This window comes from Streptomyces sp. CA-251247, from assembly GCF_050952975.1.
GTDB classification, from domain to species: domain Bacteria; phylum Actinomycetota; class Actinomycetes; order Streptomycetales; family Streptomycetaceae; genus Streptomyces; species Streptomyces achmelvichensis.
Genome location: NZ_CP191861.1, coordinates 1,890,385 through 1,913,578 on the forward strand (window position 1 = coordinate 1,890,385; position 23,194 = coordinate 1,913,578).

Annotated in this window: 23 protein-coding genes and 1 tRNA gene; 6 read left to right on the top strand and 18 right to left on the bottom strand. The window is 70.8% G+C overall.

All coding sequences use genetic code 11. The annotated features are described in order from the left end of the window. Positions 1-5: 5 nt before the first annotated feature. From ACQPWZ_RS08395 to ACQPWZ_RS08405, 3 genes are all read right to left on the bottom strand, one after another. Entirely contained in the window at positions 6-725 is a 720-nt protein-coding gene (locus ACQPWZ_RS08395; RefSeq protein ID WP_433571011.1) for a GntR family transcriptional regulator, read from the bottom strand. A gap of 45 nt (positions 726-770) precedes the next feature. Then, positions 771-2,357, bottom strand: a complete 1,587-nt coding sequence (locus tag ACQPWZ_RS08400; RefSeq protein WP_433571012.1) for a TROVE domain-containing protein — start codon at positions 2,355-2,357, stop codon at positions 771-773. Positions 2,358-2,594: 237 nt separating this feature from the next. Next, positions 2,595-2,670 (bottom strand) — tRNA-Asn (locus tag ACQPWZ_RS08405). 156 nt (positions 2,671-2,826) lie between these two features. On the opposite strand from ACQPWZ_RS08405, the gene ACQPWZ_RS08410 reads away from it, so the two are divergent. After that, positions 2,827-3,594 (top strand): SDR family NAD(P)-dependent oxidoreductase, encoded by a 768-nt coding sequence (locus tag ACQPWZ_RS08410; protein ID WP_340472447.1) that lies wholly within the window; start codon positions 2,827-2,829, stop codon positions 3,592-3,594. A 97-nt stretch (positions 3,595-3,691) separates the two neighbouring features. Here the strand turns inward: ACQPWZ_RS08410 and ACQPWZ_RS08415 are convergent, their stop codons facing one another. Next, positions 3,692-5,146: a hypothetical protein gene (locus ACQPWZ_RS08415; RefSeq protein ID WP_433571013.1), complete on the bottom strand. Its 1,455-nt coding sequence runs from the start codon at positions 5,144-5,146 to the stop codon at positions 3,692-3,694. A 306-nt stretch (positions 5,147-5,452) separates the two neighbouring features. Between ACQPWZ_RS08415 and ACQPWZ_RS08420 the strand changes: the two genes are divergently transcribed. After that, entirely contained in the window at positions 5,453-7,291 is a 1,839-nt protein-coding gene (locus ACQPWZ_RS08420; RefSeq protein ID WP_433571014.1) for an endonuclease/exonuclease/phosphatase family protein, read from the top strand. A gap of 63 nt (positions 7,292-7,354) precedes the next feature. Here the strand turns inward: ACQPWZ_RS08420 and ACQPWZ_RS08425 are convergent, their stop codons facing one another. Next, on the bottom strand, positions 7,355-8,068 hold the full coding sequence (locus ACQPWZ_RS08425; protein ID WP_433571015.1) for an antibiotic biosynthesis monooxygenase: 714 nt from the start codon (positions 8,066-8,068) through the stop codon (positions 7,355-7,357). A gap of 77 nt (positions 8,069-8,145) precedes the next feature. Continuing rightward, positions 8,146-8,841 (bottom strand): DUF4232 domain-containing protein, encoded by a 696-nt coding sequence (locus tag ACQPWZ_RS08430; protein WP_433571016.1) that lies wholly within the window; start codon positions 8,839-8,841, stop codon positions 8,146-8,148. Between the two features lie 139 nt (positions 8,842-8,980). On the opposite strand from ACQPWZ_RS08430, the gene dapA reads away from it, so the two are divergent. Next, positions 8,981-9,868: a 4-hydroxy-tetrahydrodipicolinate synthase gene (dapA, locus tag ACQPWZ_RS08435; RefSeq protein ID WP_433571017.1), complete on the top strand. Its 888-nt coding sequence runs from the start codon at positions 8,981-8,983 to the stop codon at positions 9,866-9,868. A gap of 20 nt (positions 9,869-9,888) precedes the next feature. Here dapA and dapD read toward each other — a convergent pair whose 3' ends face one another. The 12 genes from dapD to ACQPWZ_RS08495 all read right to left on the bottom strand — a co-directional run bounded on the left by dapD (position 9,889) and on the right by ACQPWZ_RS08495 (position 19,775). After that, positions 9,889-10,878 (bottom strand): 2,3,4,5-tetrahydropyridine-2,6-dicarboxylate N-succinyltransferase, encoded by a 990-nt coding sequence (dapD, locus tag ACQPWZ_RS08440; RefSeq protein WP_340472453.1) that lies wholly within the window; start codon positions 10,876-10,878, stop codon positions 9,889-9,891. Between the two features lie 43 nt (positions 10,879-10,921). Then, complete coding sequence (locus ACQPWZ_RS08445; protein WP_340472454.1) at positions 10,922-12,079, bottom strand: MFS transporter; 1,158 nt, start codon at positions 12,077-12,079, stop codon at positions 10,922-10,924. A 144-nt stretch (positions 12,080-12,223) separates the two neighbouring features. Beyond that, positions 12,224-12,760: a TetR/AcrR family transcriptional regulator gene (locus ACQPWZ_RS08450; protein WP_340472455.1), complete on the bottom strand. Its 537-nt coding sequence runs from the start codon at positions 12,758-12,760 to the stop codon at positions 12,224-12,226. Continuing rightward, complete coding sequence (locus ACQPWZ_RS08455; protein WP_433573785.1) at positions 12,760-13,137, bottom strand: DMT family transporter; 378 nt, start codon at positions 13,135-13,137, stop codon at positions 12,760-12,762. The genes ACQPWZ_RS08450 and ACQPWZ_RS08455 overlap by 1 nt, the downstream gene beginning before the upstream one ends. Positions 13,138-13,207: 70 nt before the next feature. Next, the gene (locus ACQPWZ_RS08460; protein ID WP_313947039.1) at positions 13,208-13,546 is read right to left on the bottom strand and encodes a metal-sulfur cluster assembly factor; all 339 of its coding nucleotides are present in this window, start codon (positions 13,544-13,546) and stop codon (positions 13,208-13,210) included. Beyond that, positions 13,543-14,007, bottom strand: coding sequence for a Fe-S cluster assembly sulfur transfer protein SufU (sufU, locus tag ACQPWZ_RS08465; protein WP_313947038.1), 465 nt, complete (start codon positions 14,005-14,007; stop codon positions 13,543-13,545). The genes ACQPWZ_RS08460 and sufU overlap by 4 nt, the downstream gene beginning before the upstream one ends. Before the next feature lie 11 nt (positions 14,008-14,018). Then, positions 14,019-15,275: a cysteine desulfurase gene (locus tag ACQPWZ_RS08470; protein WP_340472457.1), complete on the bottom strand. Its 1,257-nt coding sequence runs from the start codon at positions 15,273-15,275 to the stop codon at positions 14,019-14,021. Next, complete coding sequence (sufC, locus tag ACQPWZ_RS08475; RefSeq protein WP_327684871.1) at positions 15,272-16,036, bottom strand: Fe-S cluster assembly ATPase SufC; 765 nt, start codon at positions 16,034-16,036, stop codon at positions 15,272-15,274. The genes ACQPWZ_RS08470 and sufC overlap by 4 nt, the downstream gene beginning before the upstream one ends. Positions 16,037-16,043: 7 nt before the next feature. Beyond that, positions 16,044-16,361 carry a bifunctional 3-phenylpropionate/cinnamic acid dioxygenase ferredoxin subunit gene (locus ACQPWZ_RS08480; RefSeq protein ID WP_313947035.1) on the bottom strand — a complete coding sequence of 106 codons (318 nt, stop codon included), beginning with the start codon at positions 16,359-16,361 and terminating at the stop codon, positions 16,044-16,046. Beyond that, the gene (gene sufD, locus ACQPWZ_RS08485; RefSeq protein ID WP_340472458.1) at positions 16,361-17,542 is read right to left on the bottom strand and encodes a Fe-S cluster assembly protein SufD; all 1,182 of its coding nucleotides are present in this window, start codon (positions 17,540-17,542) and stop codon (positions 16,361-16,363) included. Before sufD ends, ACQPWZ_RS08480 begins: the two co-directional genes overlap by 1 nt. A 68-nt stretch (positions 17,543-17,610) precedes the next feature. Continuing rightward, positions 17,611-19,032, bottom strand: a complete 1,422-nt coding sequence (gene sufB, locus ACQPWZ_RS08490) for a Fe-S cluster assembly protein SufB (RefSeq protein ID WP_327684869.1) — start codon at positions 19,030-19,032, stop codon at positions 17,611-17,613. Next, positions 19,029-19,775: a helix-turn-helix transcriptional regulator gene (locus ACQPWZ_RS08495; protein WP_340472459.1), complete on the bottom strand. Its 747-nt coding sequence runs from the start codon at positions 19,773-19,775 to the stop codon at positions 19,029-19,031. Before ACQPWZ_RS08495 ends, sufB begins: the two co-directional genes overlap by 4 nt. A gap of 314 nt (positions 19,776-20,089) precedes the next feature. On the opposite strand from ACQPWZ_RS08495, the gene ACQPWZ_RS08500 reads away from it, so the two are divergent. The 3 genes from ACQPWZ_RS08500 to ACQPWZ_RS08510 all read left to right on the top strand — a co-directional run bounded on the left by ACQPWZ_RS08500 (position 20,090) and on the right by ACQPWZ_RS08510 (position 23,081). Next, positions 20,090-21,013, top strand: a complete 924-nt coding sequence (locus ACQPWZ_RS08500; RefSeq protein WP_433571018.1) for an ABC transporter ATP-binding protein — start codon at positions 20,090-20,092, stop codon at positions 21,011-21,013. After that, a complete protein-coding gene (locus tag ACQPWZ_RS08505; protein WP_433571019.1) occupies positions 21,013-21,780 on the top strand; it encodes an ABC transporter permease in 768 nt (255 codons plus the stop codon). The genes ACQPWZ_RS08500 and ACQPWZ_RS08505 overlap by 1 nt, the downstream gene beginning before the upstream one ends. Positions 21,781-21,878: 98 nt before the next feature. After that, positions 21,879-23,081 (top strand): hypothetical protein, encoded by a 1,203-nt coding sequence (locus tag ACQPWZ_RS08510; RefSeq protein ID WP_433571020.1) that lies wholly within the window; start codon positions 21,879-21,881, stop codon positions 23,079-23,081. Positions 23,082-23,194: the final 113 nt, after the last annotated feature.

Sequence of the window (23,194 nt, forward strand, 5' to 3'; positions counted from 1 at the left end):
TCGGGTCAGGGGACGTCGTCCTGTCCGCCGCCGGCCGGCGCCGGGGCGGCCTGTTCTGCAGGGACCGGGGCTGCGCCGTCCGGGTCGTCGGCGAGGTCTTCGAGGGAGTGCCAGATCGTCGCGGTGATCCGGGCCGCCTCGTCCGCGTCCCCCGCGGCGCAGGCATCGATCAGCCGCTCGTGCCGGGCCACCGACTCCAGCGCGCCCGCCTCGGCGAACCGGCGCCACTCCAGCCGCCGCAGCAGCGGTGTGAAGCGCGCGATCGTCGCTGCGACCGCGCGGTTGCCGCAGGCCCGGACGAGTACGCCGTGCAGGTCGTCGTCGGCCCGCAGCGCCTCGCCGACCTCGCCGGTGCGGGTGGCGCGGACAAAGCGGTCGTTGGCCTCACGCAGGGCCGTGACGCCGTCCGGCCCGAGGAGGGGCACTCCGGTCCGCGCGGCGAGTTCGTGCATCGCCCGCACCACCACGGCGGCCTCGCGCACGGCCCGCGGGTCGAGCCGGGTCACCCGCGTATAGCTCTGCGGCTTGGTCTCGACGAGTCCTTCCTCGGCGAGCCGGGCGAGGGCGTCACGGACCGGTGCCCGGGACAGGCCGAGCCGACCCGCGAGATCGGCGTCGCGCACCGGCTCCCCGGGCGGCAGCTCGCCGCACACGATGGCGTCACGGATGGCCGCGTACGCGGTGTCCCGCAGCAAGGTCCGCCCGACGGGCCGTAGTGCTCCCATAAGACTGACATGTTAGATGTCAGTCTCCAGGAGCACAACGGCCCTTCAGGGGGTCCGGACCCATGGCCAGTCGGCACTGTGACCGCGCTCCAGCAGCGGCACCATCCGGAACGCCGCGTCGGTCAGTCCGCCGAAGGTGTGCCGGCCGGGACCGCCCGAGGGCGCGTGGCCTGCCCGGTACCCCGCCAGGTTCCAGGTGTAGACCGGCACCTGCGCCGGGACCTGCCCGGCCGGGTCGCCGTAGTGGCTGTACGCGGCCTGCTCGTCGGTGACGATCAGCACCCGGTCGTGGCCCTCGTAGTGCGCCCGTACGGCCCGTGTCGTGTCCGTGCCGCCCAGGTCGCCGAAGCGGCCGAGCACCTTCAGCACCGACTCGCCCCGGCGGTACCTCACCGGGGAGCTGGTCGTGCCGAACTCCACCAGGTCCGCGTGGGCCGCCCGCATGGCCACGGCCGCGCCGAACACGGCAGCGGCGTCCGCCCGGTTGAGCTCGGAACGCTCCGACAGACGTGCCCACATGGAGCCGGAGCGGTCGACCAGGACGAGTGTCCGGCCCGGCAGCGACGGCACGTTCGCCAGCGAGTGGCCGAGCGCCTTCTCCAGCGCGTACGACCAGCGCAGCGACGGAGCGTGCTGGTACGCCGCGAGGTAGCGGAAGGGGAACTGCCGCGACCGCGCGACCACTTCGGGGTCCGAGATCTCGGCGGCGACCCGCTCGGCGACCTCGTCGCGGACACCCGCCTCGTCGAAGTTGCGCAGGTTGCGGATCAGCGCCATCGGTCCCATCGACGGAATGACGGCCTCCCAGGCCGCCGCGTCCATCGGACCCTGGAGCCAGCCCGCGAGCGCCTCCCAGGTCATGCCCGCCTCGGCGAGGCGGGCGGCGCCGTCGGGCGCGGTGACGACCGCGCGCCGCTCGGCGACGGGGGTGGCCATCAGCGTCCGGTGCGCGACGAGCGTGCGGTTCGAGGCGGGCGGCTCGGCGGTGTCCGGGTTGTGCCGGCGGTCGAGCGCGTAGCGAAACAGCTCGCCCTGCCACGGCTTGGCCGGGTCCGGCGACGCGTGCACGAGGTTGAGGATGTCGCCGAAGCGGTAGCCCTTGGCGGCGGTGTCGTACTTCAGCAGGGCCTTGCCGTTCCACAGGCGGGCGACCGCGTCGGCGATGCCGCGCTTGACGGGCTTGGGCACGTTCCGGCCGTACCGCGAGGTCCAGTAGCCGAGCAGTTCGCCCGGCTCGTCGGGACGGCGCAGGACGGAGGCGACGACCTGACGGTTCGACGGGCCGTCCGTCGCGGACGCGTCGAGGCGTGCCTTGACGTATTCGGCGGCGCCGACGATCGAGGCGGTACGCAGATTGCCCTCGCCGCGCAGCCAGCCGAGCAGGCCCGCGGTCCACTCCGGGTCCTCGACGGCGAGCTTGTGCACGAGCTGCGCGAAACGGCTGTCGCGGTCCTCGCCCGACTCGTAGAAGGTCTGCTGGGAGACGAAGTTGGCCACGGCGAGCAGGAAGAGCTCGGAACGCGCGTCGCGTTCGACGCCCTTGCCGCCCTGATGCGTACGGAGGGTACGGCCGGTCGAGCGGACGGGCGAGGTGGCCGGCGCCTTCGCGCCGCGCACATTGAAACGTGCCATGTGAATTCCCCCGAATTCAACGGGGAAGGGCGGCATCCGGGAATGCGGAAAACGCTCTCCGCGCATTTTGATGACCCCCCGCATGCCGGCCTCCCGAGATCAAAGGTGGCGGCGGCGTGATTTCAGGAAAGGAAGTAGCCGCAGCCTGCGCACCGGGAGGTGCATAAGCATGTGTCCAGAGATCGAAGCCGGCGGAACCGACAAGGTGCTCTGCCGTCTGAGCTACACCGGCGGGAAAGCCGATGGCGGGACTCGAACCCGCGACCGCCCCATTAACAGTGGAAGTAGGTCCTGCCTTCGCACCTGGACAGGCATCACTCTAGGAGGCGGGCATGCGGCCGCGCGAAGGGTTTTTCGCATGCCCTGCCGATGAGGGAAGGTATTCGGCAGGGCCGGTCGACGGCCCGCGCTTCCCCTGGCGTACACAGGGCACCCGTCACCCTCCCGACTCCGAAAGGCCGTCCGCTCCATGACTTTTCCCGCAACCGGCAGGCGCGTTCTCGTCAGCGGTGCCTCCCGGGGCCTCGGCCGCGCCGTCGCGCAGGCTTTCGCCACCAACGGCGACCGGGTCGCCGTGCACTACGGCTCACGCGAGCAGGAGGCGCGGCTGACGCTCGACTCCCTCCCCGGCACCGGGCATGTGCTGCTCGGCGGCGATCTGTCGGACCCGGAGGGCGCGCGGTCGGTCGCCGTACGGGCCGCGGAGGAGCTCGGCGGCATCGATGTGCTCGTCAACAACGCGGCCGTCAACGAGGCGCATCCGCTCCCCTCGACGCCGTACGAGCGCTGGACGGCCGTCTGGCAGCAGCATGTGTCCGTCAACCTCCTGGCGACGGCGAACCTGAGCCATCTGGCGGCCCGCGGGATGATCGAGGCGGGTACCGGCGGGCGGATCGTCAACATCGGCTCGCGCGGGGCGTTCCGCGGCGAACCGGACCATCCCGCGTACGGGGCGACCAAGGCGGCCGTCCACGCGCTCGGCCAGTCTCTCGCGGTGTCCCTCGCCCCCTACGGCATCGCCGTTGCGTCGGTGGCGCCCGGCTTCTTCGAGACGGAGCGGGTGGCGGGCCGGCTGAGCGGCGCGGAGGGTGACGCGATCCGCGCGCAGAGCCCGTTCGGCCGGGTGGCGTCGGCCGAGGAGATCGCCGCGGCGGTGCTGTGGCTGGCGTCCCCGGCGGCGGAGTGGTCGTCGGGCGCGGTGCTCGACCTCAACGGGGCGTCGCATCTGCGGACCTGACACGGCGCGGGCGGCCGGGGCGGGTGCGCGCCCCCGTCACTGCCGGCGCGCCCGCCCCGCTGTCTTGCGCGCCCCGGCCGCTTTCCCGGGCGAGCGCTCAGGCCACCGGCTTGGAGCGGGCCTTGAACGCCGCCTTGCGCGCGTCCTTGGCCACCTTCTTGTCCGGGTGCAGACGGCCCATCGCCTCCAGGACGTCCGCCGTCGCCGGGTGGTCCACCCGCCAGGCCGCGTCGAAGAAGCCGCTGTGCTGACCGGCGAGACCCTCCACCAGGCCCTGCAGCTCCTCCAGTTCACCGTCCGCGTCGAGCTGCGCCGCGATCGTGTCGATGGCGAGCCAGAAGATCATCGACTCGGGCGGTGCGGGCACGTCAAAGGCGCCGCGCTCGGCCAGCCAGACCCGCGCCAGGCCGCCCAGTTCGGCGTCGTCGAGGACCGCGCGCACCTCGGACTCGGCCTGTGCGCCGACCAGGGTGAGCGCCTGCTGACAGTGCAGCCGGCGCAGCGGCGCACCCTGGTCGACGCCCCGGGCCGCGCCGAGCAGTTCGTGCGCGGCGACGGCGGGCTCGCGCCGGGCCAGCCACTGTTCGGTCTCCGCACGGGCGGCCCGCACGGGGTAGTGCGCGAGACCGTCGAGCAGGACGTCGGCGCCCTTGTCCGCGAGGTCTCCCACGGCCGGCGCGTCGACGCCGCCCTCCAGCATCCGCATACGGATGCCGTAGAGACCGAGAGGGGTCAGCTTGACCAGGCCGTACCGCGAGACGTCCGACTCGTCGACCGCGGACGGAGCCTCGGCGTCGTCCGTGACCTCGGCCATGAGCGCCTCGTCCACCGGCCGGTACTCCACCAGACCGACCGGCTCCAGCAGCCGGAACTGGTCGTCCAGCCGCATCATCGCCACCGAGACCTGCTCCAGCACATCGTCGGTCGGCTCGCCCATGTCGTCCGGCACGATCATCGATGCGGCGAGCGCCGGCAGCGGCACCGGCTCGTCACCCGCGCCGCCATCGGTGACGGTCAGCAGATAGAGGTTGCCGAGCACACCGTCGAGGAACTCGGCCTCCGCGTCCGGGTCCCAGTCCAGTGCCTCGTAGTCGATCTCGCCGTCGTCGCCGATCGCGTCGGCCAGGTCGTCCAGCAGCGGGGCGATCGCGTCGGCGTGCACGGCCTCCAGCGCGTCGAGCCAGATCGCGAGGACGTCCTGCGGTCCGCCGGAGGTGATCAGCGCCAGGTTCTCCCCGGCGGTGGCGGTGCCGTACTCGGCCTCGTCGTCCTCCGGGTCCTCGACGTCCACCAGACCGGTGTCGACAGCGGTACGCCAGGCCTCGCTCGCGTACGCGGGCCCGTCGTCCTCGGCGTCCAGGCCCAGTTCCGCCGCCGCTGCGGCCAGTTGCTCCTCGACCAGCTCGCCGCCCGCACCCACCCGGGTGTCGGGCCCCGCCCAACGGGCGAGCTTCACGGCCCTGGTCAGCAGCGGGGTGGCCAGCGCGTCCCGCGCCAGCTCCGCTTCCGAGTGCAGCCGTACAGGCGGCAGGGTGGGGCGGTCTTCGGGCATCTGCTGCTTCTCCTCGGGGCGTACGGGTCCGGGCTGGGGTGACCGCCGCATGCCCGAAGAGGCAGGGGCGAGGGCCCGGGGCCGCCCCCAGCGTAGACGTATTTCACCGGGTTTCGCCGCGCTCCGGCAGTGTGCACGGGACAGACGGGGACCGCGGGAACGCTCCCATGAGGGCGTTCATCCGTCCGCCGACCGCCGTACACCCGGCGACTCTTGACAAGTGGCCTGCTCAGCAAAGAGATTGACGCGCGTAGAACAGAAGTGCAGCAACGAATCACCCCTCACCCTCGATTCCGGAGTTCCTCGATGCCTTCCTCAGTCGTACCGAGAACGGCCGCCGTCGCGGCCGTCGTCGCCTCCGCGCTGGCCGCCGGTCTGCTGGACGGATCCACCGCCTCGGCAGCCGCCGAGTCCGAGACCCGGATCCATGACATTCAGGGCTCCACCCGGATATCCCCGCTCGTCGGGCAGCAGGTCACCGAGGTCGCCGGCATCGTCACGGGCGTACGGACCTACGGCTCGTCGCGCGGCTTCTGGTTCCAGGACCCGCAGGCCGACAAGAACCCCGCCACGAGCGAGGGCATCTTCGTCTTCACGGGCGCCACCCCGACCGTCAAGGCCGGCGACTCGGTGCTGGTCTCCGGCACCGTGGGCGAGTTCGTCCCGGGCGGCACCTCCTCCGGCAACCAGTCGCTGACGCAGATCTCCAAGCCGACGATCACGGTCGTCTCCGCCGGCAACCCGCTGCCGGCCCCGGTCACCATCGCCGGCCGCTCCGTGCCCACGGCGTACACCCCGGCCGGCGACCCGGCCGACGGCGGCAGCATCAACTCCCTGCCGCTGAAGCCTCGCACGTACGCCCTCGACTACTACGAGTCCCTCGAGGGCACCAACGTCCGCGTCGGCACCTCCCGCGTCGTCGGTGCGACCGACGCGTTCGCCGAGCTGTGGGTGACGGTCAAGCCGTTCGAGAACCCCACCACGTCCGGCGGTGCCCGCTACGGCTCGTACACCTCGCAGAACGCCGGCCGGCTCCAGATCCAGTCGCTGACGCCCACGGCCGAGCAGCCCTTCCCCAAGGCGAACGTCGGCGACGTGCTCGCCGGACGGACCGAAGGGCCCCTGGACTTCAACCAGTTCGGCGGCTACACACTGACCGCCCGCACGCTCGGCACGGTCGTCGACCGTGGCCTGGAGGCCGAGGAGACCCGCCCGCAGCGCCGGGGCGAGCTCGCCGTCGCCACGTACAACGTGGAGAACCTCGACCCGTCCGACCCGCAGGAGAAGTTCGACGCGCTGGCGAAGGCCGTCGTGGAGAACCTGTCCTCGCCCGACATCCTCGCCCTGGAGGAGATCCAGGACAACAACGGCGCGAAGAACGACGGCACGGTCGCCGCCGACCAGACGGTCAAGAAGTTCACGGACGCGATCGCCGCGGCCGGCGGTCCGGCGTACGAGTGGCGCAGCGTGGACCCGGAGAACAACAAGGACGGCGGCGAGCCCGGCGGCAACATCCGTCAGGTCTTCCTCTTCAACCCCGAGCGGGTCTCCTTCACCGACCGCGCAGGCGGCGACGCCACCACCGCGACCGGCGTCGTCGAGGAGCGCGGACGGGCGGCCCTGACGCTGTCCCCCGGCCGCGTCGACCCCGCGAACACCGCCTGGGAGGCCAGCCGCAAGCCGCTCGCCGGTGAGTTCACCTTCCGCGGCCGTACGGTCTTCGTGATCGCCAACCACTTCGGCTCGAAGGGCGGCGACGAGGCCCTCACCGCCCACCGGCAGCCGCCGAACCGTTCCTCCGAGGTCAAGCGGCTCCAGCAGGCGCAGGCCGTGAACACCTTCGTCAAGCAGATCCTCAAGGCCGACCGCCGCGCCGACGTCCTGGTGCTCGGCGACATCAACGACTTCGAGTTCTCGGCGACGACGAAGGCGCTCACCGACGGCGGCGCGCTCTACCCGGCGATCAAGTCCCTGCCCAGGCCGGAGCGTTACTCCTACGTCTACCAGGGCAACAGCCAGGTGCTCGACCAGATCCTGACCAGCCCCTCGATCGACGACTTCGAGTACGACAGCGTGCACATCAACGCGGAGTTCGCGGACCAGAACAGCGACCACGATCCGCAGGTGCTGCGCTTCCGGCCGTGACGTGGTCCCGTGATCACGTGGACCGCTGATCCGTCGGTCCCGTGAGAGCCCGCACCATTGCCGCTACGTGCCCGCGCCGAGACTCAGCGCGGGCACGTAGCGGTTCACGCCGCCGCCGGTCACACCGGGGTAGGTGCGGACCTTCTCCCAGGGCCCGGTGGGCGAGCCGATGCCGCCGCCCGGCGCGCCCAGTGCCTCGCGGTGCGCGTCGGCGCTCTCCCACTCGGCGTAGTTCAGCACCCGCGTACCGTCCGTACCGATGTGGAAGTGACCGGCGATCCCGCCGGGGTGGGGGTGCGGTTCGCTGTCCAGCGCCACGAAGACGGTGTCCACCCAGTCCCGCCCGCGTTCGGCGTCGGGGCCGTCGAACTCGACATCGACGATCACCACGCAGCCCGGCACCCGCCGGTCGTCCCCGCCGAGCGAGGCGCTGCGGTAGAGCTCGTAGGAGTGCAGCCCGAGCCGTTCGATGCCGGGCACCGCCGCGTCGATCTCCGCGTTCCGGTCGTCCCGCAGGGTCCGGACGAACTCCTGGTAGGCGTCCTCGCCGGTCCACTGCGAGTAGTGCAGCAGTGTGCGGCCGTCCTCGCCCCGGTGGACGGTGTACGAGAGCAGTCCGGTGTCCGGCCAGTCCCTGCTCCGCCAGGCCGTGGCGATGGCGTCGATGGTGGCCCGCTGCCGCTCGGGGGTGCCGACGTCCCAGGTCGACGCCTTGACGACGCCGACACCCGGGCGGGTGAGATCGGGCCTGGCGTCCGGCTGCACGGTCACGGTCATGGTGATGTCCCCTCGGCCCGGCGCGCCCCTGCGGTGCGCCGCTCATCACCAGCCTGAAACATCAACCTTGGTCGAGGTCAACTGCCCGATTCCTCCCGCGGGAGCGCCCAGGCGGTGACGTCCAGCTCGGCCGAGGTACCGATGTCGAGGAAGAACGGCACGGTCTGCGCCTTCTCACCGCGGACGGGCGCGACCACCAGGTACGCCCCCGGCCGGACGGCGTCGAACGAGGTCACCCTGTTGTTCCAGTTCAGGACCGACACGGCGCTCTTGCCGGGCGCCAGGGTGAGGGGCCGAGGTCCCTGGTCCCTGCTGGAGTCCGTGTACGCGTACGCGCCGTGCGTGACCTTCAGCTTCAGCGCATCGCGGTCCTTGTCGAGGGCGCCGATCTGCGGATAGCCCTCGACGCGGTACGGCTTCTTTCCGCAGTTCGTCAGCCGGATCGTGGTGGCCCGCCGCCCCATCGCGGCGTCCACGACACCCGTGACGACGGCAACTCCCGTGTCGGGGCAGGCCGCCTGCGTGGGCCCCGGCGGCTGCTCACCGTCGTTCGGAGTGCGCGGCCCCGGCGCGATCGAGGGCGGACCGGTGTACGGAGCGGGCGTCCCGGTGAGCTTGTCGGCGTGCACCTTCCACCGCGAGTCGGGCGACGTGCTCGCACCGCTCTCGCCCACACCGCCCGACGCCTCTGCGCATCCCGCGAGTACGAGTGCGGCCACCGCCGCGAGCGCCGCTGCCGGCACCGCACCGCTTTGTCGTGCCCTGCCTGTCATGCCGGGTCCCCTCCCCTGTGACATGTCCCTGGTGGCGATCATGTCAGAAGGGCGCCGGCCAACTGTTCAGCTCTACTTGCCCCTCACCCCAAGAAGATCTAAGTAGACCTTCACGGTCTCGCGGGCCGAGACTGCCGGGATGACCACACCGCACCCTTTCGGCCGGGCGCTCTGCGCGATGATCACTCCGTTCACGGCCACCGGCGAGCCCGACCTGGACGCCGCCGCACGCCATGCCGCCCACCTGGTGGCCGAGGGCTGCGACGGGCTGGTCCTCAGCGGAACCACCGGCGAGTCCCCCACCACGACGGACGCCGAGAAGACTGCCCTGGTCCGGGCGGTACGCGCGGCGGTGGGCGAGGGGGTGCCGGTCGTGGCAGGCACCGGCAGCGCGGACACCCGGCACACGGTGGAACAGGCGCGGGCCGCCGAAGCGGCGGGCGCCGACGGGATCCTGGTGGTGACCCCGTACTACAGCCGCCCACCGCAGGCGGCCCTGGAGGCGCACTTCCGCCGGGTCGCGGACGCCGTCGGCGTCCCGGTGATGCTCTACGACATCCCGGGCCGCACGGGCACCCGGATCGAGGTGGAGACGATGCTGCGGCTCGCGGACCATCCGCGGATCGTGGCGGTGAAGGACTGCGCGTACGACCTGCTCGGTTCCACCAAGGTGATCGCGCGGACCTCGCTCGCGTACTACTCCGGGTGCGAGGAGCTGAATCTGCCGCTGTACGCGGTCGGCGGGGCGGGCTTCGTCAGTACGGTCGCCAACGTCGTCCCGGGGCCGCTGCGCGAGGTGCTCGACGCCTTCGACCGGGGTGACACGGCCCGGGCCGCCCGCCTGAACCACCTTCTGCTGCCGCTCACGGAGTTGATGATGGCCGCCGGGCTGCCGGGCACGGTGACGGCGAAGGCGCTGCTGGACGCGGGCCCCGTCCGGGAACCGCTGCAGCCCGCCGGCCGCGAGGCGACCGACGGGCTGCGCAGGGCGTACGGCGAACTGCTCGCCGCCCTCGGTAATGCGTGAGGCCGAAGCCCCGACAGACCCTAGTTGTGGCTGTGCAGGACCTCGTTGAGGCCGCCCCAGACCGCATTGTTCGGCCGGGCCTCGACGGCGCCGGTGACCGAGTTGCGGCGGAAGAGGATGTTGGAGGCACCGGAGAGTTCACGGGCCTTGACGATCTGGCCGTCGGGCATGGTGATCCGGGTGCCCGCCGTGACGTACAGACCGGCCTCGACCACGCACTCGTCGCCGAGCGCGATGCCCACACCGGCCTCGGCACCGACGAGGCAGCGCTCGCCGACGGAGATGATGACATTGCCGCCGCCCGAGAGCGTGCCCATCGTGGAGGCGCCGCCGCCGATGTCGGAGCCGTCGCCCACGACGACGCCCGCGGAGATCCGGCCCTCGACCATGGAGGTGCCCAGCGTGCCGGCGTTGAAGTTGACGAAGCCCTCGTGCATCACGGTGGTGCCCTCGGCGAGGTGCGCACCGAGGCGGACCCGGTCGGCGTCGGCGATACGGACGCCCTTGGGGGCGACGTAGTCCGTCATCCGCGGGAACTTGTCGACGCTGGTCACCTGAAGATGCAGTCCTTCGGCACGGGCGTTGAGCCGTACCGTCTCCAGCGCGTCGACGGCGACCGGACCGAGCGAGGTCCAGGCGACGTTGGCGAGCAGGCCGAAGAGTCCGTCCAGGCTCTGGCCGTGCGGCTTGACCAGCCGGTGGCTCAGCAGGTGGAGGCGGAGGTAGGCGTCGTGCGCGTCGAGCGGCTTCTCGTCGAGCGAGGAGATGACCGTGCGGACGGCGACGACCTCGACACCGCGGCGGGCATCGGCGCCGACGGCCTTCGCGGCTCCTTCGCCGAGCAGTTCGACGGCCCGCTCGGCGGTGAGCCGCTCGGTGCCGGCGGGACCCGGCTCGGCGGTGAGCGCGGGGGCGGGGAACCAGGTGTCGAGGACGGTGCCGTCGGCCGCGATGGTGGCGAGCCCGGCGGCGACGGCGCCGGTGGTGCGAGGAGCAGTGGTGTCGGTCATGGGGAAAACCTAACCGGCGCGGCGCCCGCCGGGCGAACCGGTCTCACGTCCCGGTCGCGAGGACCGCGAGCCCCGCGGCTCCGGCGAGCACCGCGCACGCCGGCCACAGCAGACCGGGTGCGGCGGAGTAGAGCAGACCGCCGATCGGCGGGGCCAGTACCTGCCCGCTGATGGAGGCGCCGGCGTACAGACTCTGGAACCTGCCCTGCGCGTGGGCGGGGGCCTCGTCGGCCACATAGGCGGTGGCGGTGGTCTTGTAGAGGATCTCCCCGGCGGTCAGCGACAGCATCATGGTGATCGCGAAGAGGAGTCCCGCGCCGGGTATCAGAAAGGCGTAGCCGAGCCCGACGAGCAGCAGTCCGGTGCCGATGACAGGGAGCGGGGCGCGTCTGCGCAGGGCGTGTGCGACGGGGAGTTCGAGGCACAGGATGACACCGCCGTTGACGGCGAGGAGCCAGCCGTAGACCTGGGTGTCCAGGCCGTGGTCGGCGAGCGAGAGGGGCAGCGTCGAGTACTGCTGCCGGTAGACGAGATCGACGCAGCCGATCGCGAGGAGCAGCACCAGCACGGCGGGCCGCGCGCGCAGTTCGCGCAGGACGCCGGGGGCGTCGGGGTCGCGTACGGGCTTGGCGTGCACGGCCGCGCGGGCCGGGAGCACGCGCGAGGCGTATCCGGCGAACGCGAGCGTCCCGACACCGTCGGCGACGAAGAGCCAGTCGTAGGAGACGGTGGTGGCGAGCAGTGCGCCGAGCGGCGGCCCGAGGGTGAAGCCGGCGTTGCCCGCGAAGCGCATCACGGCGAAGCCCTGACGGCGCGAGCCCTCGGGGACGGAGACGGCGACGAGCGCGGCGCTCGCGGCCCGGACGACGCCGGTGGCGTACTCGGCGAGCGGCAGGGCGGCACAGAGCACGGGGATCGGAAGCACCGGCAGGGCGACGAGCACCACGCCGGCGACCGTCGCGCCGGCGAGGAGGGCCCGGCGATGACCGTGGCGGTCGCCGAACCATCCGCCGGTGAAGTTGCCGGCGACGAGCCCGGCGCCCCCGATTCCGCTGATCACGCCCGCCTCGGCGACGGTGAGACCGCGAGGACCGGTCAGATACAGGAAGAGATAGACGAAGGTGAAGCTGACGGCGGAGTTGAAGAACGCCCCGAAGGCGAGCAGTCGCACGGTCCGTGGCACGTTCCGCAGCATGTTCACATCGCCCCCCGAGTAAGTCTCTATCGGGAACTGACTATCTCAGCGGGCGGGAGCAAGGTCAACGGGCTTTGCCCGCGGCGGTGTTCGGACGACGGCCGTTCCGACGACCGCTGTTCCGACGACGGCCGTTCCGACGACGGCTGTTCAGCCGATGACGCGGGCCAGCACATCACGCGCGTACTCCGCGTCGTACGGCGCGTCGGTGAGGAGCACCTGGAGACAGACGCCGTCCATCAGCGCGATGAGGGCGCGGGCCGTGACGGGATCGGTCCTGCGGGCCAGGATCTCGGCGACCGAGTCGGTCCACTCGGCCGCCACCGGCCGCAGCGCGGGCCTGCGCAGGGCCGCCAGATAGAGCTCGTACTCCAGCTCCACCCCGGTGCGCTCCCCCGAGAGCCACTCCCCCATCAGCCGGGCGAGTTCGGTGGCGAGATCGGCGTCCGGGTCGGCGAGCGCCCGGCTGTCGCGCACCGCCGCGCCGAAGCCCTCGTTGGCCTGCCGCAGCGCGGCGACCAGCAGCTCATCCAGCGAGGCGAAGTGGTACGTCGTCGAGCCGAGCGGCACATCGGCCTCGGCCGCCACCGTGCGATGGCTGAGCCCGGCGATCCCGCGGCGCCCGACCACCCGGATCGCGGCGTCGATGATGCGCTGCCGGCGCTCGGGGTCGTACCGGCGGGGCATCAGTGCGCCCCGCCCAGATTGAGCACCACCACTCCGGCGATCACCAGCAGGATGCCGCCGATCTTCACCAGGCTGGTCGACTCCCCCAGGAAGATCATGCCGATGGCGGCAACCGCCGCGGTCCCGATGCCCGCCCAGATCGCGTAGGCGGTGCCCACGGACATGGTCTTGAGGGTCTGGGCGAGCAGAGAGAAGGCGATCACATAGCCGACGATGGTCAACACCGAGGGCCACAGCTTGGTGAAGCCGTCGCTGTACTTCATGGCCGTGGTGCCGGCCACCTCCGCCACGATGGCCGCGGCGAGCAGTCCGTATCCCATGCGTACAAGCGTACACAACGTTGCGTACGACCGTACACAAAGCGCGGGTGCACACATGACGAAGCGACCGTGTCCACCGGATGGCCCGGCGGTCACGGCCGCTTGTGTCGTGCGGGGTGGGGACGGATCAGACGTTGAACCCCAGCGCGCGCAGCTGCTCGCGCCCGTCGTCCGTGATCTTGTCCGGGCCCCACGGCGGCATCCAGACCCAGTTGATCTTCAGCTCGTTGACGAGACCGTCCGTCGCCGACTTCGCCTGGTCCTCGATCACATCGGTCAGCGGGCAGGCCGCCGACGTCAGCGTCATGTCCAGCGTCGCGATGTTGGAGTCGTCGATGTGGATGCCGTAGATCAGACCGAGGTTGACCACGTCGATGCCCAGCTCGGGGTCGACGACGTCGTACAGCGCCTCGCGGACTTCTTCCTCGGAGGCCGGCTTCAGCGCCGCCCCTGCGTTCTCCGTCATGCCGTCTTCCTCTCGGGGCTCTCACCCAGCGCCTGTGCGGTCGCGTCCTTCCAAGCCATCCAGCTCAGCAGCGCGCACTTCACCCGGGCCGGGTACTTGGAGACACCGGCGAACGCGACCGCGTCCTCCAGCACCTCCTCCATCGCGTCGTCGGGCTCGATCTGGCCCTTGGACTGCATCAGCTCCAGGAAGGTCGCCTGGATCTTCTGCGCGTCCGCGAGGTCCTTGCCGACCAGCAGGTCGTTGAGCACGGAGGCGCTGGCCTGGCTGATGGAACAGCCCTGGCCCTCGTAGCTCACGTCCTCGATGCGGTCGCCGTCGTACTTCACGCGCAGCGTGATCTCGTCACCGCACGTCGGGTTGACGTGGTGCACCTCGGCGTCGCCGTCCCGCAGACCACGCCCGTGCGGGTGCTTGTAGTGGTCCAGGATGACTTCCTGGTACATCGAATCCAGCTTCACGCGTCAATCCCTCATCCGAAGAAGTTACGGACGTGCTCCAGCCCGTCGACGAGGGCATCGACCTCGCCGGGCGTGGAGTACAGATAGAACGACGCTCGCGTGGTCGCAGGAATTCCGTACCGCAGGCAGACCGGGCGGGCGCAGTGGTGGCCGACACGGACGGCGATGCCCAGCTCGTCCAGGACCTGGCCGACGTCGTGCGGGTGGATGTCACCGAGCGTGAAGGAGATCGCGGCACCGCGGTCCTCGGCCGTCACCGGGCCGATGATCCGCAGACCGGGCACCTCCTGGAGCCGCTTCACCGCGTACTCGGTGATCGCGTGCTCGTGAGCGGCGACGTTCTCCATGCCGATGGCGTTCAGGTAGTCCACCGCCGCGCCGAGACCGACGGCCTGGGCGATCGGAGGCGTACCGGCCTCGAACTTGTGCGGCGCGGGAGCGTACGTCGACGAGTGCATCGACACCGTCTCGATCATCTCGCCGCCGCCGAGGAACGGCGGCAGGTCCTCGAGCAGCTCCTGCCGGCCCCACAGCACGCCGATACCGGTCGGCCCGCACATCTTGTGGCCGGTGAAGGCCACGAAGTCCGCGCCGAGCGCCTGGACGTCGACCGGCATGTGCGGCACGGCCTGCGAGGCGTCGATCAGCACCAGCGCGCCGACCTCCTGCGCACGGCGGACGATCGCGTCGACCGGGTTGATGGTGCCCATGATGTTGGAGACCAGCACGAAGGAGACGATCTTCGTCTTCTCGTTGATGAGCTCGTCGATGTTGGACAGGTCGAGACGGCCGTCGTCGGTGAGGCCGAACCACTTCAGCTTCGCGCCGGTGCGCTGCGAGAGCAGCTGCCACGGAACGATGTTGGAGTGGTGCTCCATCTCCGTGATGACTATCTCGGTCTCGTGGTCCACCCGGTAGGGCTCGTCGGCCCAGCCGAGCATGTTGGCCACGAGGTTGAGCGACTCCGAGGCGTTCTTGGTGAAGATCACCTCGTCGCGGCTCGGAGCGTTGATGAAGGACGCGACCTTGTCACGTGCGCCCTCGTACAGCGCCGTGGCCTCCTCTGCGAGGACGTGCACACCGCGGTGGACGTTGGCGTTGTGACGCTCGTAGTACTCGGTGACGGCGTCCAGCACCTGGCGCGGCGTCTGCGAGGTCGCCGCGTTGTCCAGGTACACGAGCTTCTTGTCGTCGTGGAGCACCCGGTCGAGGATCGCGAAGTCCTTGCGGATCGCCTCGGTGTCGAGGAGGCCCGGCAGCTGTGTCACGCGGATACGCCACCCTTCGTGTATGCCTCGTAGCCCTCGGACTCGAGCTTGTCGGCGAGCTCGGCGCCGCCGGACTCGGCGATGCGCCCGTTCGCGAAGACGTGGACGAAGTCGGGCTTGATGTAGCGCAGGATGCGCGTGTAGTGGGTGATCAGCAGGGTGCCGACCTCACCGGTCTCGCGGACGCGGTTGACGCCCTCGGAGACGGTGCGCAGCGCGTCGACGTCCAGACCGGAGTCCGTCTCGTCGAGGATCGCGATCTTCGGCTTGAGGAGCTCCAGCTGAAGGATCTCGTGGCGCTTCTTCTCACCGCCGGAGAAGCCCTCGTTGACGTTGCGCTCGGCGAACGCCGGGTCCATGTGGAGCTGCTCCATGGCGGTCTTGACCTCCTTCACCCAGGTACGCAGCTTGGGTGCCTCGCCGCGGATCGCGGTGGCGGAGGTGCGCAGGAAGTTGGAGACCGAGACGCCGGGGACCTCGACCGGGTACTGCATGGCGAGGAACATGCCGGCGCGGGCGCGCTCGTCGACGGACATCTCCAGGACGTCTTCGCCGTCCAGGGTCACGGTGCCACTGGTGATCGTGTACTTGGGGTGGCCCGCGATGGAGTAGGCGAGGGTCGACTTGCCGGAGCCGTTGGGGCCCATGATGGCGTGCGTCTCGCCCTGCTTCACGGTCAGGTCGACGCCCTTGAGGATCTCCCGGGGGCCGTTCTCGGCCTCGACGGAAACGTGCAGGTCGCGGATTTCAAGCGTTGCCATGGGTGACTCAGGACTCCTGGGTGACGGAGACGAGCACATCGTCCCCTTCGATCTTGACGGGGTATACGGGGACGGGGCGCGTCGCGGGCAGTCCGGACGGCTTGCCGGTGCGGAGGTCGAAGCTCGAGCCGTGCAGCCAGCACTCGATCTGGCAGTCCTCCACCTCGCCCTCGGACAGCGAGACGTTCGCGTGCGAGCAGATGTCGTTGATCGCGAACACCTCGCCCTCGGTGTGGACGAGCGAGACGGGCGTGCCGTCGAGTTCCACCCTTTTGGGGGTGTCCTCCTCCAGCTCGCTCAGCGCACAGGCCTTGACGAAGGACATCAGACCGACGCCTCCAGCTCCGCGTCGATCTTGGCGAGCAGCCGCTCCTCGACGTCCGGGAGACCGATCTGCTGGACCAGTTCGGCGAAGAAGCCGCGGACCACCAGTCGGCGGGCCTCATCGGCGGGGATGCCGCGGGCCTGGAGGTAGAAGAGCTGCTCGTCGTCGAAGCGGCCGGTGGCGGAGGCGTGGCCGGCGCCGACGATCTCGCCGGTCTCGATCTCCAGGTTCGGCACCGAGTCGACCCGCGCGCCGTCCGTGAGGACGAGGTTGCGGTTCATCTCGTAGGTGTCGGTGCCCTCGGCCGCGGCCTGGATGAGCACGTCACCGATCCACACCGCGTGCGCCTCGTCGCCCTGGAGCGCGCCCTTGTAGACCGCGTTGGACTTGCAGTGCGGGGTGTTGTGGTCGACCAGGAGACGGTGCTCCTGGTGCTGGCCCTTGTCGGTGAAGTACAGACCGAAGAGCTCGGCCTCGCCGCCGGTGCCCGCGTAGGAGACCCGCGGGTGGAGCCGGACGACGTCGCCGCCGAAGGTCACCACGACGGACTTGAACGAGGCGTCGCGGCCGACCAGCGCATTGTGCTGGGCGACGTGGACGGCCTTGTCGTCCCAGTCCTGCACGGAGACGACGGTGAGCTTGGCGCCGTCGCCCACCACGAAGTCCACGTTGGCGGCGATGACCGCGTCACCGGTGTGGTCGATGACCACGACGGCCTCGGCGAACGCGCCGAGCTCGATGAGCTGGTGGCCGAAGGTGGTACCGCCCTCGCCGTGCACGGCGATCCGGACGGGCTCGGTGAGCACCGTGTCCTTGGGGACCGTGACGACCGAGGCCTTCTCGAAGGAGGAGTACGCCTGGGCGGCGACCCGGTCCACCGGGGTGCCGGCGCGGCCGAGGCGGGCGTCGTCACGGCCGACGGTCTCGACGATGACGCCCTCGGGCGCGTCGATCTCGACGGTGACGGCGCCGCCCGTCGCGACGGCGGTGCCGTCGTGCAGACCGGCCAGCCGCTCCAGTGGAGTGAAGCGCCACTCCTCCTCACGGCCGTGCGGGACCGGGAAGTCCGCCACGTCGAACGAGGGGGGCGCACTCATACGAGTGGCGACGGTGGACTCGGCGGCCACCGCGATCGAACCGGCGGTGGTGGACCCCACCGGAATGTTCTGAGCCTCAGCCATGGCTGTCGGGGTGCTCTCTCTCTGCCTCTGCGTAAGAAATCAGTCGCTGCTGGAAGGGCGGACCGGGACTAACCGACCGAGCCCTCCATCTGCAGCTCGATCAGCCGGTTGAGCTCCAGCGCGTACTCCATGGGGAGCTCCTTGGCGATCGGCTCGACGAAGCCGCGCACGATCATCGCCATCGCCTCGAACTCCGTCATGCCACGGCTCATCAGGTAGAAGAGCTGGTCCTCGGAGACCTTGGAGACGGTCGCCTCGTGGCCCATGGACACGTCGTCCTCGCGGACGTCCACGTAGGGGTAGGTGTCCGAGCGGGAGATCGTGTCGACCAGCAGCGCGTCACAGAGCACGTTGGACTTCGCGCCCGGCGCACCCTCGCCGATCTCGATCAGACCGCGGTAGGAGGTACGGCCGCCGCCTCGCGCCACCGACTTGGAAACGATGTTGGAGGAGGTGTTCGGAGCCATGTGGACCATCTTGGCGCCGGCGTCCTGGTGCTGGCCCTCGCCCGCGAAGGCGATGGACAGGGTCTCGCCCTTGGCGTGCTCGCCCATCAGGTAGACCGCCGGGTACTTCATGGTCACCTTGGAGCCGATGTTGCCGTCGACCCACTCCATGGTCGCGCCCTCGTAGGCCACGGCCCGCTTGGTGACCAGGTTGTAGACGTTGTTCGACCAGTTCTGGATCGTCGTGTAGCGGCAGCGGCCGCCCTTCTTGACGATGATCTCGACCACGGCGCTGTGCAGCGAGTCCGAGGAGTAGATCGGCGCGGTGCAGCCCTCGACGTAGTGGACGTAGGCGTCCTCGTCGACGATGATCAGCGTCCGCTCGAACTGGCCCATGTTCTCCGTGTTGATACGGAAGTAGGCCTGGAGCGGGATGTCGACCTGGACACCCTTGGGCACGTAGATGAACGAGCCACCGGACCAGACGGCGGAGTTCAGCGACGCGAACTTGTTGTCGCCGACCGGGATGACCGTGCCGAAGTACTCCTGGAAGAGCTCGGGGTGCTCCTTCAGCGCGGTGTCCGTGTCGAGGAAGATGACGCCCTGCTCCTCCAGGTCCTCACGGATCTGGTGGTAGACGACCTCGGACTCGTACTGGGCCGCGACACCGGCGACGAGGCGCTGCTTCTCCGCCTCCGGGATGCCGAGCTTGTCGTACGTGTTCTTGATGTCCTCGGGCAGCTCCTCCCAGGACGCCGCCTGCTTCTCCGTGGAGCGCACGAAGTACTTGATGTTGTCGAAGTCGATACCCGACAGGTCGGAGCCCCAGCTCGGCATCGGCTTCTTGTCGAACAGGCGCAGACCCTTGAGCCGCAGCTTCAGCATCCACTCCGGCTCGTTCTTCTTCTCCGAGATGTCGCGGACGACCGCCTCGGAGAGGCCGCGCTTGGCCGCGGCACCTGCCGCGTCGGAGTCGGCCCAGCCGAATTCGTACGTACCCAGGCCCTCGAGTTCGGGGTGGGCAGTCTCCGTGGGGAGAGTCATGCGGGGTTCCTCCCGGCCGTGCTTGCAGATGCTGATGATGGTGTGGTCTTGGGAATGAACGTCGTGCACACACCGTCGCCGTGGGCGATGGTGGCCAGGCGCTGCACATGCGTGCCGAGCAGGCGGGAGAAGAATTCCGTCTCCGCCTCGCACAGCTGTGGGTACCGCTCGGCGGCGTGGGCGACCGGGCAGTGATGCTGGCAGAGCTGCTCCCCCGCCTGGGCATTGGGGGCGCTACGCGCCGCAGCAGCGTACCCGTCGGCACTCAGCGCCTTGGCCAGTGCTTCCGTGCGCTGCTCCGGGGCGGCCGCCTCGAGGGCCTTGCGGTAGGTCTCCGCCTGGGCCTCGATACGGTCCCGGGCGAAAGCGGCGACGGCCGCCTCTCCCGCCGCTCCGCCGCCCGCGGACCGCTCGATCCAGCGGAGGGCGTCCACGGCCAGTGCGTCGTACGACTGGTCGAAGGCGTCCCGGCCGCAGTCGGTCAGGGCGAACACCTTGGCGGGCCTGCCGCGGGTGCGCGCGCCGTAGATGCGCTGTTCCCGGGGCTCGACGACATTGTCGGCGACGAGCGTGTCGAGGTGGCGGCGTACGGCTGCCTGGGTGAGTCCGAGGCGTGAGGCGAGGTCGGCCACGGTGGACGGGCCGTGGTCCAGCACGGACCGCGCGACCCGGTTGCGCGTCGAGTGATCCGAGCGCACACCGGTCGTGAGTTCCTCCTGCGGAGCCTCGCCGACGTTTTTCACAACACCATTGTTGCGTAATTCCTCCGGAGGTGACAACCGCCGTCCGGTCGCCGGACCGGTGCGCTGCGTCACTAAGGGTTACCTAACGAAAACACCCGTCCGGGAGCGCCCGGACCCGCTCTGAGCTGGTCGTTCTCCGGAATTCGGCGCCTCGGAAAAGCACTGGTCGACCTTGATCGTATTCAGCGAAAGTTACGCCGGAATCGGTCAGGAAACGCAGACGGAGGTACCCGGGTCAGGCGATGCCCGGCTCGATCCGGTACGTCTTCGGACCCGCTCCCCGAGCCGCCCCACGGCCCGCCTAGACTTCCGGCATGCGAAGCGAGCCCGCCGTCCAGATCCGGGGCCTGGTCAAGCGGTACGGATCCAGGACGGCCGTGGACGGCCTCGATCTCGAGGTCCCCCAGGGCTTGGTGACCGCTGTCCTCGGCCCCAACGGTGCCGGCAAGACCACCACCATCGAGACGTGCGAGGGCTACCGCCGCCCCGACGGCGGCACGGTCCGGGTCCTCGGGCTCGACCCGATCGCCGACGCCGCGGACCTGCGCCCCCGGATCGGCGTGATGCTCCAGTCCGGCGGGGTCTACTCCGGCGCACGCGCCGAGGAGATGCTGCGCCACATGGCGAAGCTGCACGCCCACCCGCTCGACGTGGACGCCCTGATCGAGCGGCTCGGCCTCGGCAGCTGCGGCCGTACGTCCTACCGGCGCCTCTCGGGCGGACAGCAGCAGCGGCTTGCGCTGGCGATGGCCGTCGTCGGCCGCCCCGAGCTGCTCTTCCTCGACGAGCCGACCGCGGGCCTCGACCCGCAGGCCCGGCGCTCCACGTGGGACCTGGTGCGCGAACTGCGCGCCGACGGCGTCTCCACCGTGCTGACCACCCACTTCATGGACGAGGCCGAGGCCCTCGCCGACAATGTCGCGATCGTCGACGCGGGCCGGATCATCGCCCAGGGCAGTCCCGAGCAGTTGTGCCGGGGCGGGGCCGAGAACACCCTGCGCTTCACCGGCCGGCCCGGCCTCGACGTCGGCTCGCTGCTGAAGGCGCTGCCCGACGGCACCGAGGCGGTCGAGCTGACGCCCGGCGCGTACCGGATAACCGGCCAGGTCGACCCGCAGCTGCTGGCGACCGTCACGTCCTGGTGCGCCCAGCACGGGGTGATGCCGGACGGCATCTCGGTCGAGCGCCACACCCTCGAGGATGTCTTCCTGGAGCTGACCGGCAAGGAGCTGCGCTGATGAGCGCCGGTACATACGCACCGCGGCCGGGTGCCGCGCCGCTGGTCCGGATGATCGGGGCGCAGGCCGCGTTCGAGACGAAGATGCTGCTGCGCAACGGCGAACAGCTGCTGCTCACCGTGGTCATCCCCTCGCTCGTGCTGGTGCTGTTCTCGACCGTCGGCATCATCGACACCGGCGCGGGTGAGCCCGTCGACTTCCTCGCCCCCGGTGTGCTCGCGCTCGCCGTGATGTCCACCGCCTTCACCGGCCAGGCCATCGCCACCGGCTTCGAGCGGCGCTACGGAGTGCTCAAGCGGCTCGGCGCCTCGCCGCTGCCCCGCTGGGCCCTGCTGAGCGCCAAGACGCTCTCCGTCCTCGCCACCGAGGTTCTCCAGGTCGCCCTGCTGACGGTGATCGCCTTCGCCCTCGGCTGGTCCCCGCAGGGGGACCCCCTCTCCGTCCTGCTGCTGCTCGTCCTCGGCACCGTCGCCTTCTCGGGCCTCGGACTGCTGATGGCCGGAACCCTGCGGGCCGAGGCGACCCTCGCCGCCGCGAATCTGGTCTTCCTGCTGCTGCTGGTGGGCGGCGGGGTGATCGTGCCGCTGGACCGGTTCCCCGACGGCGTCGAGTCGGTGCTCGCCCTGCTGCCGATCTCGGCTCTCTCCGACGGGCTGCGCGATGTGCTCCAGCACGGCGCGTCGCTGCCGTGGGGCGATCTGGGCATCCTCGCCGTCTGGTCGGTGCTCGGGCTCGGCGCGGCGGCCCGCTGGTTCCGCTGGGAGTGACGCGCCGCTTTCCCCGGTGCCGGAAGTGACCCGCGTCTTCCGTAGGTACTGACCCACGCGCCAGTATGGCTGCGAAGATCAGCGCGTGGGAGGCCTCGATGGAACGGACTGCCGCACTCCGACTCGACGCGGAGTGGACGAAGGTCAGATCCGGCAGAGCCGGGGTGTCGCCGGACGAACGTGAGCGGATGCTGATCGAGCTGATCGCCGCCCTCACCCCGCACGCCGCACACGATCTCCCGCTCACCGCCCGGCTGAGTCTGCGCTACGGAGATCTGGCCCGGCACCACTTCGACACCGGCCGCCGCGCGGACGCGCTGATCGCCGTGCACGAGGCCGTACGGACGTGTGCCGAGCCTGCCGTGCACGACCCGGAGCACGCCCGCTGGTACGCCAGGGCCCTGATCAGCCAGGCCGTCTATCTCGCCGAACCCCTCAGCGACGAACTGGGGCTGCCGCGCTACGCCTTCCAGCCGGTCGGCGACCGGCCTCCGGTCGAGGCCCGCGCGGACGGCATCGCCGCTCTCGCGGCCGTCCACCGCGCGATCAAGGTCTGGGAGAGCCTCGATCTGTCGGACCCGCAGAACCGGGAGGGCCTGGCCCAGGCCCATGCCTTCCTCGGCGACCGGCTGGAGGAGCTCGGCGATCCGGTGGAGGCCGCGGCCTGGGCCGTGCGGGCGGAGCGGGAGTACCACGAGCTGTGGTCGGGTGCGCAGGTGCGGGAGAGTCTGCAGGCGGCGACGCTGGAGCATCTGGGGGACCAGCTGGAGCGGCGGTTGCGGCGCTGCCCGTTCAAGGGCGGCCTGACGCGGCTGCGGTCCGAGGACCTGCTGCCCGGCCGGCTGCACCCGCTGGCGGTGGTGGCCGCCCGTATCGAGGGCGCCGAACCGGACACCATCGCCGAGGGGCTGGACCTGGACCCCGCCGAGGTACGCCGGATGCTGCGGGCCCGGTCGTGGCGAGCGGTGTGGCGGTTCGACATCCGCGGCGCGGAGGGCGGGCCCTGGGTCCCGATGGAGTACCCGTGGCGGGGCATGGACGCGGTGACCGACCGCAGTGCGGCGGCCGTGGGCCAGGAGCTGACCGATGCGTTCCTGCACTCCCCCGCGCGTCCGGGCCCGGCGGCGTCGTGGCGGATCGCCGTGTGGTGGGAGGAGGAGGACCACCTCGACGGGTCGCGCTTCCGCCGGACGTACGGCCCGGAGCCGGACCGGGCACCGGGGACGGGAGCGCGGGGCGCCCCGGACCTGGAGGCGGCCCGGCCCGAGGCAGGCGCCGGACCTCCTGCGGACGCGCCCTGACACCCCCGCACCCGCTGCCGGCGTCCTGACACCCGGCGCCCCCGCGACCCGACGCGCCTGCCGTCCGGCGCACGCGGAACCAGCAGCCCCCTCTGCACGTGCACGCCCATATC

Excerpts from the sequence above, each read along its gene's own strand:
- ACQPWZ_RS08395 (WP_433571011.1), bottom strand. The coding sequence starts at position 725 with ATGGGAGCACTACGGCCCGTCGGGCGGACCTTGCTGCGGGACACCGCG.
- ACQPWZ_RS08400 (WP_433571012.1), bottom strand. The coding sequence starts at position 2,357 with ATGGCACGTTTCAATGTGCGCGGCGCGAAGGCGCCGGCCACCTCGCCC.
- ACQPWZ_RS08410 (WP_340472447.1), top strand. The coding sequence starts at position 2,827 with ATGACTTTTCCCGCAACCGGCAGGCGCGTTCTCGTCAGCGGTGCCTCC.
- ACQPWZ_RS08415 (WP_433571013.1), bottom strand. The coding sequence starts at position 5,146 with ATGCCCGAAGACCGCCCCACCCTGCCGCCTGTACGGCTGCACTCGGAA.
- ACQPWZ_RS08420 (WP_433571014.1), top strand. The coding sequence starts at position 5,453 with ATGCCTTCCTCAGTCGTACCGAGAACGGCCGCCGTCGCGGCCGTCGTC.
- ACQPWZ_RS08425 (WP_433571015.1), bottom strand. The coding sequence starts at position 8,068 with ATGACCGTGACCGTGCAGCCGGACGCCAGGCCCGATCTCACCCGCCCG.
- ACQPWZ_RS08430 (WP_433571016.1), bottom strand. The coding sequence starts at position 8,841 with ATGACAGGCAGGGCACGACAAAGCGGTGCGGTGCCGGCAGCGGCGCTC.
- dapA (WP_433571017.1), top strand. The coding sequence starts at position 8,981 with ATGACCACACCGCACCCTTTCGGCCGGGCGCTCTGCGCGATGATCACT.
- dapD (WP_340472453.1), bottom strand. The coding sequence starts at position 10,878 with ATGACCGACACCACTGCTCCTCGCACCACCGGCGCCGTCGCCGCCGGG.
- ACQPWZ_RS08450 (WP_340472455.1), bottom strand. The coding sequence starts at position 12,760 with ATGCCCCGCCGGTACGACCCCGAGCGCCGGCAGCGCATCATCGACGCC.
- ACQPWZ_RS08455 (WP_433573785.1), bottom strand. The coding sequence starts at position 13,137 with ATGTGTGCACCCGCGCTTTGTGTACGGTCGTACGCAACGTTGTGTACG.
- ACQPWZ_RS08460 (WP_313947039.1), bottom strand. The coding sequence starts at position 13,546 with ATGACGGAGAACGCAGGGGCGGCGCTGAAGCCGGCCTCCGAGGAAGAA.
- sufC (WP_327684871.1), bottom strand. The coding sequence starts at position 16,036 with ATGGCAACGCTTGAAATCCGCGACCTGCACGTTTCCGTCGAGGCCGAG.
- ACQPWZ_RS08480 (WP_313947035.1), bottom strand. The coding sequence starts at position 16,361 with ATGTCCTTCGTCAAGGCCTGTGCGCTGAGCGAGCTGGAGGAGGACACC.
- sufD (WP_340472458.1), bottom strand. The coding sequence starts at position 17,542 with ATGGCTGAGGCTCAGAACATTCCGGTGGGGTCCACCACCGCCGGTTCG.
- sufB (WP_327684869.1), bottom strand. The coding sequence starts at position 19,032 with ATGACTCTCCCCACGGAGACTGCCCACCCCGAACTCGAGGGCCTGGGT.
- ACQPWZ_RS08500 (WP_433571018.1), top strand. The coding sequence starts at position 20,090 with ATGCGAAGCGAGCCCGCCGTCCAGATCCGGGGCCTGGTCAAGCGGTAC.
- ACQPWZ_RS08505 (WP_433571019.1), top strand. The coding sequence starts at position 21,013 with ATGAGCGCCGGTACATACGCACCGCGGCCGGGTGCCGCGCCGCTGGTC.
- ACQPWZ_RS08510 (WP_433571020.1), top strand. The coding sequence starts at position 21,879 with ATGGAACGGACTGCCGCACTCCGACTCGACGCGGAGTGGACGAAGGTC.